Source organism: Ancylobacter sp., assembly GCF_965279025.1.
Lineage (GTDB): Bacteria > Pseudomonadota > Alphaproteobacteria > Rhizobiales > Xanthobacteraceae > Ancylobacter.
Map to the genome: position 1 here is coordinate 3,218,756 of NZ_OZ257132.1, position 12,246 is coordinate 3,231,001.

The 12,246-nt window shown below is 67.6% G+C and carries 11 protein-coding genes; 2 read left to right on the forward strand and 9 right to left on the reverse strand.

Features of this window, described 5'->3' with window-relative positions; translation table 11 throughout:
• Nucleotides 1–7: 7 nt before the first annotated feature.
• On the reverse strand, nt 8–1,387 hold the full coding sequence (locus ACQY76_RS14870) for a transaminase (RefSeq protein WP_428029515.1): 1,380 nt from the start codon (nt 1,385–1,387) through the stop codon (nt 8–10).
• Between the two features lie 67 nt (nt 1,388–1,454).
• Nucleotides 1,455–2,834: an aspartate aminotransferase family protein gene (locus ACQY76_RS14875; RefSeq protein WP_428029516.1), complete on the reverse strand. Its 1,380-nt coding sequence runs from the start codon at nt 2,832–2,834 to the stop codon at nt 1,455–1,457.
• Nucleotides 2,835–3,005: 171 nt separating this feature from the next.
• Between ACQY76_RS14875 and ACQY76_RS14880 the strand changes: the two genes are divergently transcribed.
• Together ACQY76_RS14880 and ACQY76_RS14885 are read left to right on the forward strand one after the other, a co-directional pair.
• A complete protein-coding gene (locus ACQY76_RS14880; protein WP_428029517.1) occupies nt 3,006–4,409 on the forward strand; it encodes a glutamine synthetase family protein in 1,404 nt (467 codons plus the stop codon).
• Nucleotides 4,410–4,523: 114 nt separating this feature from the next.
• Nucleotides 4,524–5,633: a polyamine ABC transporter substrate-binding protein gene (locus tag ACQY76_RS14885; RefSeq protein WP_428029518.1), complete on the forward strand. Its 1,110-nt coding sequence runs from the start codon at nt 4,524–4,526 to the stop codon at nt 5,631–5,633.
• 317 nt (nt 5,634–5,950) lie between these two features.
• On the opposite strand, the gene ACQY76_RS14890 is transcribed toward ACQY76_RS14885, so the two are convergent.
• From ACQY76_RS14890 to ACQY76_RS14920, 7 genes are all read right to left on the reverse strand, one after another.
• The gene (locus ACQY76_RS14890) at nt 5,951–6,856 is read right to left on the reverse strand and encodes a lipid A biosynthesis lauroyl acyltransferase (RefSeq protein WP_428029519.1); all 906 of its coding nucleotides are present in this window, start codon (nt 6,854–6,856) and stop codon (nt 5,951–5,953) included.
• Between the two features lie 29 nt (nt 6,857–6,885).
• Entirely contained in the window at nt 6,886–7,908 is a 1,023-nt protein-coding gene (locus tag ACQY76_RS14895; RefSeq protein WP_428029520.1) for a zinc-binding dehydrogenase, read from the reverse strand.
• 110 nt (nt 7,909–8,018) lie between these two features.
• Nucleotides 8,019–8,798, reverse strand: coding sequence for an SDR family oxidoreductase (locus ACQY76_RS14900; protein WP_428033019.1), 780 nt, complete (start codon nt 8,796–8,798; stop codon nt 8,019–8,021).
• Nucleotides 8,768–10,048 (reverse strand): beta-ketoacyl-ACP synthase, encoded by a 1,281-nt coding sequence (locus tag ACQY76_RS14905; protein ID WP_428029521.1) that lies wholly within the window; start codon nt 10,046–10,048, stop codon nt 8,768–8,770. The genes ACQY76_RS14900 and ACQY76_RS14905 overlap by 31 nt, the downstream gene beginning before the upstream one ends.
• Nucleotides 10,049–10,087: 39 nt before the next feature.
• Nucleotides 10,088–11,272 (reverse strand): beta-ketoacyl-ACP synthase, encoded by a 1,185-nt coding sequence (locus ACQY76_RS14910; protein WP_428029522.1) that lies wholly within the window; start codon nt 11,270–11,272, stop codon nt 10,088–10,090.
• A complete protein-coding gene (locus tag ACQY76_RS14915; RefSeq protein WP_428029523.1) occupies nt 11,265–11,771 on the reverse strand; it encodes a 3-hydroxyacyl-ACP dehydratase FabZ family protein in 507 nt (168 codons plus the stop codon). The genes ACQY76_RS14910 and ACQY76_RS14915 overlap by 8 nt, the downstream gene beginning before the upstream one ends.
• Nucleotides 11,772–11,805: 34 nt before the next feature.
• Nucleotides 11,806–12,087: an acyl carrier protein gene (locus ACQY76_RS14920; RefSeq protein WP_018390121.1), complete on the reverse strand. Its 282-nt coding sequence runs from the start codon at nt 12,085–12,087 to the stop codon at nt 11,806–11,808.
• Nucleotides 12,088–12,246: the final 159 nt, after the last annotated feature.

Below are 12,246 nucleotides of genomic sequence, written 5' to 3' on the forward strand. Positions count from 1 at the left end.
TCGGTTCTTATTCGGTGAGCCGCCCCACGACCTGCGCCGTCGCCTCGATGAGCCGTTCGACCTGTGCGTCGGACGTGGCGGGGGAGGCCAGCATCATGTCGTGGAAGGGTGAGATCAGCACCCCGCGCACCAGCAGCGCGAGATGGGTCGTCGCCTCCAGCGCGGGGTAATGCGCGCTCTTGGCCTGCCGTCCATCGGTGAGGGGGAACGGCGCGCGCACCACCTCCACCCGTGCCCCGCAGCGCGCGACATGCCAGGGCAACCGTGCCTGCGCCAGCACGTCCGCAAGGCCCGTCTCCATGCGGTCGGCGAGGCGATCCATCTGCGCATAGGCGGCGTCGGTGGCGACGTGTTCGAGCGTGGCACGCAGCGCGGCGAGCTGCAGCGGGCTACCCGATAGCGTGGTGCCCATGCCGGAATGGCCGTCCGGCCGATTGATGCGGGCGGTGCGGAAGCGCTCGGCGACCTCTGCGTTCATACCCCAGACAGCCGCCGGAATGCCGCCCGCCACCGCCTTGCCGGCCACGAACATGTCTGGCTGGAGGCCGTGTGCGCGGGTGTAGCCGCCCGGGCCGGTGGAGAGGGTGTGGGTCTCGTCGATCAGCAGCAGCGTGCCATGCCGGCGGGTGATCTCGCGCAGGCCCTCGTGAAAGCCGGGCTGGGGCAGCACCATGGCGCAATTGGTCATGACAGGCTCGGCGATGACGCAGGCCACCGTGCGGTCGGCCAGCGCTGTCTCCAGCGCGTCGAGGTCGTTGAACGGGACGACGCGGGTGAGCTTGGAGAGATCGCGCGGCTCGCCCATCACTGCCGGCCGGTTTCCCACCCGCCCGTCCGGCCCGATCTCGACGAAGGTCTCGTCCACCGCCCCGTGATAGGCCCCGTCAAAGACGAGGATGCGGGGGCGCCCGGTGGCGGCGCGGGCGGCGCGCAGGGCGAAGCGGTTGGCGTCGGTCGCGGTGGTGGCAACCTGCCAGAAGGGCAGGCCGAAGCGCGCGCTCAGAAGGTCGCCGACGATCGCCGCATCCGGGCTCGGCAGCATGGTGGCGAGGCCGGCCCTGGCCTGACGGGCCAGCGCCTCCGCCACCGGCGCCGGACCGTGCCCGAACAGCGAGGCGGTGTCGCCAAGGCAGAAGTCGTCATAGGAATGGCCGTCGACATCGACAAGCCGGGCGCCGTCAGCCTCGGCGATGACGAGCGGCACCGGGGTCGACCAGTCGACCATCCAGTGCATGGGCACGCCGTCGAGCAGATGCGCGGCGGCCTCGGCGGCGGCGCGCGTCTTCGGGCGGGTGCCGAGATAGAGCGCTTCCGCCTCCGCCCGCAGCGCGGCGGTGCGGGCGGGGCTGACGCCCGGTCCTTCCGGGATCGAGGTCACGGCATTCATGTCGGGCTCGTGCGTGTTCTGCCTGCGGGCGATATAAGCACGTTTCCGCCGGCAAGGCGCCCGGTGTCTACCGCACCCAGCCCCAGCGCTTCAGCTCGGCATGGGTCTCGTCCAGCGTCCTGCGGGTGCGGGCCACCAGCTCGTCGCACTCCTCATGCGAGATGACCAGCGGCGGGGCGATGATGAGCCGGTCGCGCACGGCGCGCATCACCAGCCCGTTCTTGAACGAGAAGTCGCGCGCCAGCGTGCCGACCTTGCCGACATCGGCGAACTTAGTGCGGCCGGTCTTGTCCGGCGTCAGCTCCAGCGCGCCGACGAGCCCCATCATCGGCGCCTCGCCCACCAGCGGGTGTTCGGCCAGCGCGCTCCAGCGCGCCTGGAGATAGGGGCCGACATCGTTGGCGACGCGCCCGACAAGGTCCTCGCGCTGCATGATGGCGAGGTTGGCCAGCGCGGCGGCGCAGGCGGCGGGGTGGCCGGAATAGGTGTAGCCATGGTTGAAGTCGCCGCCTTCCAGCAGCACCTCCGCCACGCGGTCCGCCACCATGACGCCGCCGAGCGGCATGTAGCCGGAGGTGATCCCCTTGGCCATGACGAGAATGTCCGGCTCGGTGCCGAAGCTCTCGCAGCCGAACCAGTTGCCGGTGCGCCCGAAGCCGCAGATCACCTCGTCGGAGATGAACAGGATGTCGCGCTCGCGGCAGATGCGGGCGATCTCGGGCCAATAGGTGGCGGGCGGGATGATGACCCCGCCGGCGCCCTGGATCGGCTCGGCGATGAAGGCGGCGATGCGGTCCTCGCCCATGGCGTCGATGGTGGCTTCCAGCGCGCGGGCGGTGCGCAGGCCGAACTCGTCCGGGGTCTCGCCCTGGCGCGCCTCGCCCCAGAAATAGGGCTGGGCGATGTGCATCACGTCGGGGATCGGCGCACTCTGGCCGTGCATCGGCGCCATGCCGCCCAGGCTGCCGGCGGCGACGGTGGAGCCGTGATAGGCGTTGCGGCGCGAGATGATGATCTTCTTCTCCGGCTTCTCCTTGATCTGGAAGAAGCGGCGGACCAGCTTGATCACCGTGTCGTTGGATTCCGAGCCCGAGCCGGTGAAGAACACCCGGTTGAACTGCGGCGGGGTCAGCTCGGCGAGCTTGGCGGCCAGCTCGATGGCCGGCCGGTGGGTGGTCTTGAAGAAGGTGTTGTAATAGGGCAGCTCGCGCAGCTGGGCGGCAACAGCCTCGACGATTTCCTCCCGCCCATAGCCGACATTCACGCACCACAGACCCGACATGCCGTCGAGGATGCGGTTGCCTTCCGAATCGGTCAGCCAGACGCCCTCCGCCTTGACCACAATGCGGGAGCCTTCCGCATTCAGCGATTTCATGTCGCTGAAGGGGTGCAGGTGATGGGCGGCATCGAGCGCACGAAGCTCGGCAGTGGAGAGGGTGTGGGACATGACGTGCACTCGCGAGGGGGGACGGAATTTGCGACGCACAATGTGATCACATTTCGCGTGCGTCAAGCCATCCGCCGTGGCACTACTGCCGTCGGCGCGTGTGGGGCTTGACCCGGTCGCCCGTGCCGTGACCAGAATTACCTATCGACTTTTACCAGGTGGATCATGCCATTGCCCCAAGCCGTGGACGACGCCACGGCCGCTGCACGCGAAACCGTCCCGCAGATCGACGCCTTCGGTGCCTATGTCGCCGCCCATGGCGCCCCCGAGATCGTCGAGGTTCTGCTGCCCGACACGCATGGCATTCTGCGCGGCAAATGGATTCCCGGCGGCGCCGGGGCCAAGATCTGGGGCGATGGTGTCGCCATTCCGCTGTCCATCTTCGGCCTCGACATATGGGGCCGCGAGGTCGAGGAGACCGGCATCCATATCGAGACCGGCGACCGTGACGGCATCTGCCGTCCGGTGGCGGGTACACTCACCCCGGTGCCGTGGTCGCCGCGCCCGGCGGCGCAGGTGATGCTCTCCATGTATGAGCCGGACGGGCGGGGCGGCGAGCGGCCCTGGGACCTCGACCCGCGCCACAAGCTGGAGGCGCAGGTGCAGCGCCTCGCCGCGCGGGGGCTCACTCCCTGCGTCGCCTTCGAACTGGAATTCTATCTGCTCAAGCCGGCGCCCGGGCCGAACGGCGTGCCCGAGCCGGTCTTCCCGGCCTCGTCGAGCGGGCCGGCACGGCAGAACATGTACTCCATGTCCGACCTCGACGCCTATGCGCCGCTGCTCCACGATGTGCGCGAGGCCGCCCGCATACAGGGTCTGCCGGCCGACACGGTTATTTCCGAGGCGGCGCCCGGCCAGTATGAGGTGAACCTTTATCACCGGCGCGACCCGATGGCGGCGGCGGATGATGCCATATTGCTGCGCCGGCTGATCGACGGCGTGGCCCGCAAGCGTGGCGTGCGCGCCAGCTTCATGGCCAAGCCGTTCCTCGATTTCGCCGGATCGGGCATGCATGTGCATGTGAGCCTGACAGATAGCGCCGGCAACAACGCCTTCGGCGCCGGCGAGGCGGGCGAGCGGCTGCTGCGCCAGGGCGCGGCGGGCCTTTTGGAGACCATGGCCGACACCGCCGTGCTCTATGTGCCGAGCTATAATGGCTTCCGCCGCCTGGTGCCCGGCAGCTACGCGCCCACCAGTATCTCCTGGGGCTATGACAACCGCGCCGTCGCCGTGCGGGTGCCGAACGGGCCGCCCAAGGCGCGCCGGCTGGAACACCGCATCGCCGGCGCCGATGCCCATCCCCATCTCGTGCTGGCGGCCATTCTCGCCGGCATGCTGGAGGGCATCGAGCGCGACCTGGAGCCCCCCGCTCCGCTGACCGGCAATGCCTATGAGCAGGGCGCGCCGCATCTGTCCTATGACATGGGCGACGCCATCCGGGCCTTCGGGCAGTCGGACTTCGTGGCCCGCGCCTTCGGTGCCGAATACCAGCGCGTTTTCGCCATCATGAAGGAGGCGGAACTGCACGCCTTCGAGCGGCGGATCAACCCGCTCGAATATGAGACTTATTTGTAGGCAAGGCCGAGTTTCTATGCAGGCTCATGGCTTGAGCAGAAACGTTCGACGCTCTAGCCTTGGCGCCATGTGGCTCTCGCTCCACGCAACAACCCACCTCCCGAGGAGAATAGGATGTCCCGCCTCCTTACGACAATCGCGGCAGGCCTCTTGAGCGCGCTGGCCATCGTGCCGGCGTCGGCCCAGGAAAAGGTCGTGAACGTCTACAACTGGTCCGACTATATCGACGAGTCGGTGCTGGCGGAGTTCACCAAGGAAACCGGCATCAAGGTCCGGTACGACGTCTTCGACTCGAACGAAGTGCTTGAGACCAAGCTCCTCGGCGGCAAGACCGGCTATGACGTGGTGGTGCCGACCGGCTCCTTCCTGCAGCGGCAGATCCAGGCCGGCGTGTTCCTCAAGCTCGACAAGTCCAAGCTGCCGAACCTGCAATATGCCTGGCCGCTGATTTCCGAGCGCCTGGCCGTCTATGATCCCGGCAACGAATATGCCGTGAACTACATGTGGGGCACCACCGGCATCGGCCTGAACGTCGACAAGGTGAAGGAGCGCCTCGGCGACATCCCGCTCAACAGCTGGGACATCATCTTCAAGCCGGAAATCCTCGGCAAGCTGAAGGATTGCGGCGTCTATTTGCTGGACGGCCCGGAAGAGGTGATCCCCACCGCCCTGCGCTACATGGGCATGGATCCGAATTCCAAGGACCCGAAGGACATCGAGGCGGCCGGCAAGATGATGGCGCCGATCCGCAAATTCGTGAAGAAGTTCGACAGTTCGGGCTACATCAATGCGCTGGCCGGCGGCGACATCTGCATCGCGCTCGGCTGGTCGGGCGACGTGTTCCAGGCCAAGGCCCGCGCCGAGGAAGCCGCCGAGAAGACCGGCAAGAAGGCGGTCAACATCGAGTACATCATTCCCAAGGAAGGTGCGCTCATGTGGTTCGACAACTTCGCCATCCCGAAGGATGCCCCGCACCCCGAGGAGGCGCTGGCCTTCATCAACTATATGATGAAGCCGGAAGTGGCGGCGAAGAACTCCAACTACATCTCCTACGCCAACGGCAATCTCGAATCGCAGAAGTTCATCGACAAGGCGATTCTCGACAACCCGGCGATCTACCCGGACAAGGAGACGCAGGACAAGCTGTTCACCGTCACCACCTATCCGCAGAAGGTCCAGCGCGTCGTCACCCGCACCTGGAGCGATTTCAAGCGCGGCAAGTGAGCCCTGGGCGAGCAACGTTTCCAGCTGATACGAAAGGCCGGGCCCAGCGCCCGGCCTTTTTGTTGGGGCGGGGTGCCGTGGCCGTTGCTCTCCCTGCATTTGCGCCTTGGTGCGCCGTCAGCGTGAGGTGCGAGCACAGCGCGCCGCGAGGGATGGTCGTCACGCACAGGGCTCGCGTACTTCGCAGCGGGGCTGTGCCCGGCACCTCAGCATGGAGGGGGATTGGGAGCCGTCAGCCCGGCTGGGCGCCGTGGGATCCCGGAGCGACCTTCGGCCGCCGAATGACTGGGAACGTGCTTCCCAGCGCCTGCGCGGGGCTACATCCGCCAGCGCTTGTAGAACCAGGTCCATTGCTCGGGATATTCGCGCACCCAGCCTTCCACCACCGAGGTGATCATCTGCATGGAGCCGTCGACGTCGATCTTGCCCTTGGCGTCGCGCGGCAGGTCGAGGGCGGGGGTGCACTGGATGCGGAAGCGGCCTTCCGGCAGGCGGATCACCCGTACCCCGTGCACCGGGCACTCATAGAGCCGGGCGAGGCGGGCGATGGTGGGGTTGGACGAGCAGGGCTGGCCGAAGAACTGCACCACCGGCCCGCCCTTCCGCGCCTGGTCGACCAGAATGCCGAGATGCTTGCCCTGGTCGAGCACGGCGGCGAGCTCGAACACCGCGACATGCGAGGCGGCGACGAGGTTGCCCATTACCCGGCTGCGGGCCTCGAACAGCAGGTCGGCGAAGAAGGAATTGTCCGGCGCGCGGAACAGCACCGCACTGTCGAGCCCCTGCGCGGCGGCGGCGATGGCCGGCAGTTCCCAATTCGCCAGATGCGCGGTGAAGACGAGGGCCGGCTTGCCGTCCACCCGCATGGCGACGAAGTTGGACACGCCGGTGGTCTCGATCCGGCTCTTGGCCGGCTCCCACATATTGTACTGCCAGATGCGGTCGAGATGGACGAACTCTCCGCCCATGCGGCCGAGATTGTCCCACATGCCCAGCGCGATCGCCTCGCGCTCGGCCTCGGTCTTCTCGGGGTAGGCGAGGCGCAGATTCTTCAGCGTGGTGCGGTGGATCGATGTCCGCGGCCCGATCTTGCGCGCCCAGAATCCGCCCGCCCAGGAGGCGAAGCGCGGCGGCTGCAGGCGCATGGCGCGCGCCAGCGTCCACACGCCGGCCGAAAGGGCGGCGTCGCGCAGGCGCGTGGTCCAGGGGCGGGGCGCGGCCATCGGCGGTTGCTTCGGTCCTGGCTCCCGCGTCAGAAGGTGATGACGACCTTGCCGAACACGCGGCGCGTTTCCAGCCGCTCCAGCCCGGCGCCGAACTGCGCGAGCGGGAACTCGGAATCGATCACCGGCCGCACGCCGCGCTCCATGCGCTTCAGCCCGTCGGCAATGGCGCGGATCGGCGCGCCGAAGGAGCCGATGATGCGATACTGGCGCTGGAACAGCTGCATCAGGTTCATGCTCACCGACACGCCCGACGTCGACCCGCAGGTGACGAGGCGCGCGCCGGGCTTCATGGAGAGCAGCGAGCCGTTCCACGTCTCGGCGCCGACATGCTCGAACACGACGTCGACGCCTTTCTTCTTGGTGATCTTGCGGACCTCGTGCTCGAAGCGGTCGGTCTTGTAGTTGATGACGTGGTCGGCACCGAGGGCGGTGGCCTTGGCGCATTTCTCGTCGTCGCCCGCCGTGGTGATGACGGTGCAGCCGATTTCCTTCGCCATGCGGATCGCCACCGTGCCGATGCCGGAGCCGGCGGCGTGGACCAGAATGGTCTCGCCCGGCTCCAGCTTGGCGTTGTCGAACAGCATGTGCTCGACGGTGGAGAAGGTGACGGGCGCGGTGGCGGCGTCAGTCCAGGAAATGCCATCCGGGATCGGCACGCACAGGCGTTCCTTGATGTTGAGCTGGTCGCGGGCGAAGCCGTCGACATGGAAGCCCATGACGCCGGCGACCTCCTCGCAGAGATTGTCGCGGCCCTGCCGGCACATCTTGCACTGGCCGCAGGTCAGCGCGCCATACATGGCGACCTTGGAGCCCGGCTTGAAGCGGGTGACGCCTTCGCCGATGGCGGTGACCTCGCCCACCGCCTCGGCGCCCACCACCAGAGGCATCTTGCGCTTGGCGAAGGCCATGCCCCGCCAGCCCCAGACATCGATATGGTTCAGCGCCAGCGCCTTCACGCTCACCTGCACCTCGCCGGGCTCCGGCGCGCCGGGGGCGGGCAGGTCGGTGAGGATGAGTTCGCGGTCGGAGACCAGCTGAAGCGCGCGCATGAACAACTCCGGACAGATGTCGGCGGCACTCTGTGCCCCGCCCTACGCCAAAAGGGCGGATGGGGGGCGGCTGGATGCCGTCCGCAAAAGGATGAGGGTGGATACCGAAATCAGCGCTGGATGGCTAGTGCGGCGGTGAGCCCGCCATCGACCGGCAGGGTCGCGCCGGTGACATAGGCGGCGCCGGGGGAGAGCAGGAACGACACCACCGAGGCGACATCCTCCGGCGCGGCGAAGCGGCCGGCGGGGATCTGCTTCTCGACATTGGCGCGGTAGGCGGCATAGGGCGCCAGCATGGCCGTGTCGACGAAGCCGGGCGCCACGACGTTGACCGTTACCCCCCGCCGGGCGCTCTCGATGGCCAGCGTGCGGCAATAGCCCGCCAGCGCCGCCTTGGAGCCGGCATAGATGGCGTTGCCGGCATTGGCGACATCGGCGGCAATGGAGCCGATGGCGACGATCCGCCCGGCACGGGCGCGGGTCATCGGCCGCACCAGCGCGCCGACCAGCTTCACGAAGGACCAGTAATTCACCTGCATGAGCTGCTCGGCGCGGTTCTGGTCGACTAGCGCGGCCAGCGTGTCGTAGCTCATGCCGGCATTGTGGACGAAGCCGAAATAGGTCGGCTCCTCGGCGAGGACGGCGGCGAAGGCCTCGACCGCTGCCTTGTCGGCGAGATCGAGCGCGCGCGCCTCGACCCGGGCGTCCGGCTTCGCGGCGGTAATCTCGGCGATCAGCGCCTGCGCCTCGGCCTCTGCCGTGCGCACGGTGAAGACGACCTCGAAACCGGCCAGCGCCAGTATGCGGACAATGGCCGCGCCGACGCCGCGCCCGCCGCCGGTGACGAGAACGCGCTGGGTCACGCGGGTTCGCCGGTCAGGATGAGGCAGACATTCTGGCCGCCGAAACCGAAGGAGTTCGACATCACACGCGTTACCGTCGCGTCGCGCGCCACATTCGGCACCACGTCGAGCGGAATGGCCGGATCAGGCAGCTCGTAATTGATGGTCGGCGGAATGCGGCCATTGGCGATGGTCATCAGCGAGATTACCGCCTCGATGGCGCCCGCCGCCGTCAGCGTATGCCCGATCATCGACTTGTTGGACGAAATCGGGATGCCCGCCAGCCGCTCGCCGAAGACGGCGCTCATGCCGGTGAACTCCATGCGGTCGTTTTCCGGCGTCGAAGTGCCGTGGGCGTTGATGTAGTCGATGGCTTCCGGCTCCACACCCGCATCGGACAGCGCCCGGCGCATGCAGCCGATGACCGGCTTGGCGTCGGGGGACGACCGCGTGCGGTGGAAGCTGTCGGCCATCTCGCCGACGCCCTCGACCACGCCGAGGATCCGCGCCCCGCGCGCCAGCGCGTGCTCAAGGCTTTCCAGCACCAGCGCGCCGGCGCCTTCGGCAATGATGAAGCCGTCGCGATTCTTGGCGAAGGGGCGGGAAGCGGCTTCCGGCACGTCGTTATTTGTCGACAAAGCGGAGAGCAGGGAGAAGCGGATCAGTGCCTCCGCCGTCACCGAGCCGTCGGTGGCGATGGAGAGCGCGGCATCGCAGTCGCCGCGCCGGATCGCCTCGACGCCAAGCTGGATGGACGTGTTGCCGGAGGCACAGGCGGTGGACAGCGAGATCGGCTGCCCGCGCGTGCCGAAGCGGTCGGCGAGGTGGTCGGCGATGGAGCCGTAGAGGAAACGTTCGTGCCAGGCGTCGTGGCCATTGGCCTCGGCGGCGCGCAGCAGGTCATCGTAGGAAACCGGCGCGTTGGCAGCCGCTTCCTGCGCGAGGATACGACGCTGCGGCCATTCCAGCTCGATCGGCGGCACGGCGCAGAACAGCGGGCCGGGAAAGCTGCCGCGCGTGCCGATGCCGGATTCGGAAATCGCCTCGTCCGCCGCCAGAGTCGCCAGCTCCTCGGAGAGGTCCGGCGCGGTGCTCTTGCTCTTGGGCAGGTAGTCGACCGTGCCGGCAATGGTGGTTCGCATCGCGTCGATCGGGAAACGGGTGATGCGGTGAATACCGGACGTGCCGGATGTCAGCTTCGCCCAGTTGTCCTGCTTGCCCTGGCCGAGCGAGGTGACGAGCCCCATGCCGGTGACGACGACGATCGGCCGGCCGGCCTTGTCGGTATAGGAAGCCATGATCTGCTCCTCGGAAGCGGCGTGCTTCCGCGTGGTGGGTCAGCCGGCGCGCTCGACCAGCGCGACGCCTTCCCCACGCCAATGCCCCACTGCGGTGACGATGGCACGGGAAAGCGGGCCATCGAAAGGCTTTTCCAGCGTTTCGCCGGCAAGCGGCGCGAACAGCTTGCCCTCGGCGATGCAGAGCGTGGCCAGTGCGAGCGCGACCGGCATCTGCGCTTCCAGCCCATGGCCGACGCGATCGGTCACCGAGCGCACGGGCAGGCCCGATCGGGCCAGCACGGCAGCTTCCGCCTGGGTCGGCTCCGGTGCGCCGGAGGCGGCGGAGAACACGGCGGTCTCATCCGTGGTGCCGGCCTCGGCGGTCTTCAAAAGTTCTTCCAGCACCGCCTCGACGGCGCCGGGCTCGTTGCGCCGGGCCCGTTCGGACCAGACGCCGGACAGCTTGGCGATGGGCTTGGCGCCGCGCGCTGTCGCGTGCTCGGGCGATTCCAGCACGAGGAAGGCACCCGCCGAACCGGTAGGCACACCCTTCGGCTCCGCCAGCACCGGTGCCCAGGGGGCGTGCATGGCCAGGCGCTTCAGCGCGAAGAGCAGCAGCATGTCGCGGCGCTCGGCATTGTAGGCACCGCCCACCAGCGCGATCTCGCTGGTGCCGGCGGCAATGCGCGACCAGCCGATGCGCACCGCATCGGTGCCCGAGCTCTCCTCGCCCATGAAGGTGCGCGAGGAGCCGGTGACGCCGTGCACGATGGAGATGTTGCCGGCGAGAAGATTGGAGAGCTGGGCCAGGAACAGCGTCGGGCGCAGGTTCGACTGGAGTTGCTCGTTGAGGAAGACCTCGGGGTTCGTCTGCTTCTCGATATCGGTAAGGATAGCGCCGTCGACCGACTGGTCGCGCTCGCCGCCGCCCGCCGCCACCACCATGTCGGTGGTGCCGAGAATGTCCTTGTTGCCCTTGATGCCGGCCGAATCGAGCGCAAGGCCGGCGGCATAGGTGCCGATGCGCTGCCACGGCTCCATCTGCCGCTGGTCACCCTTCTTGGGGATCTGCGCATCAAAGCTGATCGTGGCGAGCGGGTGCACGACATAGGGCGCGAAGCCCGTCTCGTCGATCACCGGGCGCGCGCCGGAAGACAGGGCGTGCCAATGGGCTTCCGGCCCTTCACCGAGCGAGGAAACAAGCCCGATGCCGGTGATCCAGACGTCGCGACGATTAGACATGCGTGAGATTTCCTGCGCGCTCCGCCGTGTCGAGGACGGCCTCGCCCATGGGCATGCCGATGCGCTCGGCGGTGGAGAGCAGATAGCCGCGCAGCTCCGGGGCCGGGAAGGGCATGGTCTTCAGCGTTACGTCGGCATTGCAGACGAGCTTGCCGTCGACGCGCCCCTCGGCCTTCAGCCGGGCGTAGCCGGAGCCGTCATGCTCCAGCCGCGCGAACACGTCGATCACCTGGCCCGGCGTCACGAAGGTACGCAGCTTGCCCTTGTCGACCGAGGCGAGAAACGCCATGCGGTCATAATTATGCAGCCGCAGCAGCAGCATGCCGCAGCTCTGCGCCATGATCTCGAAAAGCAGCACCCCGGGCAGCAGCGGATGGCCGGGGAAATGGCCCTCGAAGATCGGGCTTTCGCACGGGACGGTGTTGGCGGTCTTCAAGGTGCGAGCGTCGAGATCGAGCTCGACCACCTTGTCGATCATCTGGAAATATTCGAGGCGCATCACCTGTCCCGCTTGTACAACGTCCTTCCGCCGGTCAGGCGGACTTGGCAGCGATCAGTTCGTCGATACGCGCGCAGAGATTCTTGAGGACGAAGTACTGCTCGGTCGTGGCCTTGCCTTCGTTGACTTCCTGCGTCCAGCTTTCCAGCGGCAGCTTGATGCCGAAAGCCTTGTCGATGGCGAAGGCGATATCGAGGAAGTCCAGGCTGTCGATGCCGAGATCGTCGATGGCATGGCTTTCCGGCGTGATGTTCTCGCGCGGGATGTCGCACGTTTCGGCAATGATGTTGGCAACGGTCTCGAACGTGGTCGACATGAAAGGCCTCTGGTCTCGGCGGCCGCGTCCGGCCACGGTTGAATGGGTTCGCCCGGCGCTCCCGCGTCGCAGGCCCCCGAATGGATGACGGCCCGTATACCTAAGCGCAGGCGCCGATTCAATGGCGGCGGCGCGGCAATCCTCGGCAGTGTGACATCC

Coding starts and splice junctions, on each gene's coding strand:
- ACQY76_RS14910 (WP_428029522.1), bottom strand. CDS start 11,272: ATGTCTAATCGTCGCGACGTCTGGATCACCGGCATCGGGCTTGTTTCC.
- ACQY76_RS14920 (WP_018390121.1), bottom strand. CDS start 12,087: ATGTCGACCACGTTCGAGACCGTTGCCAACATCATTGCCGAAACGTGC.
- ACQY76_RS14915 (WP_428029523.1), bottom strand. CDS start 11,771: ATGCGCCTCGAATATTTCCAGATGATCGACAAGGTGGTCGAGCTCGAT.
- ACQY76_RS14895 (WP_428029520.1), bottom strand. CDS start 7,908: ATGCGCGCGCTTCAGCTGGTCTCCGACCGCGAACTCATCCTCACCGAC.
- ACQY76_RS14875 (WP_428029516.1), bottom strand. CDS start 2,834: ATGTCCCACACCCTCTCCACTGCCGAGCTTCGTGCGCTCGATGCCGCC.
- ACQY76_RS14890 (WP_428029519.1), bottom strand. CDS start 6,856: ATGGCCGCGCCCCGCCCCTGGACCACGCGCCTGCGCGACGCCGCCCTT.
- ACQY76_RS14885 (WP_428029518.1), top strand. CDS start 4,524: ATGTCCCGCCTCCTTACGACAATCGCGGCAGGCCTCTTGAGCGCGCTG.
- ACQY76_RS14905 (WP_428029521.1), bottom strand. CDS start 10,048: ATGGCTTCCTATACCGACAAGGCCGGCCGGCCGATCGTCGTCGTCACC.
- ACQY76_RS14870 (WP_428029515.1), bottom strand. CDS start 1,387: ATGAATGCCGTGACCTCGATCCCGGAAGGACCGGGCGTCAGCCCCGCC.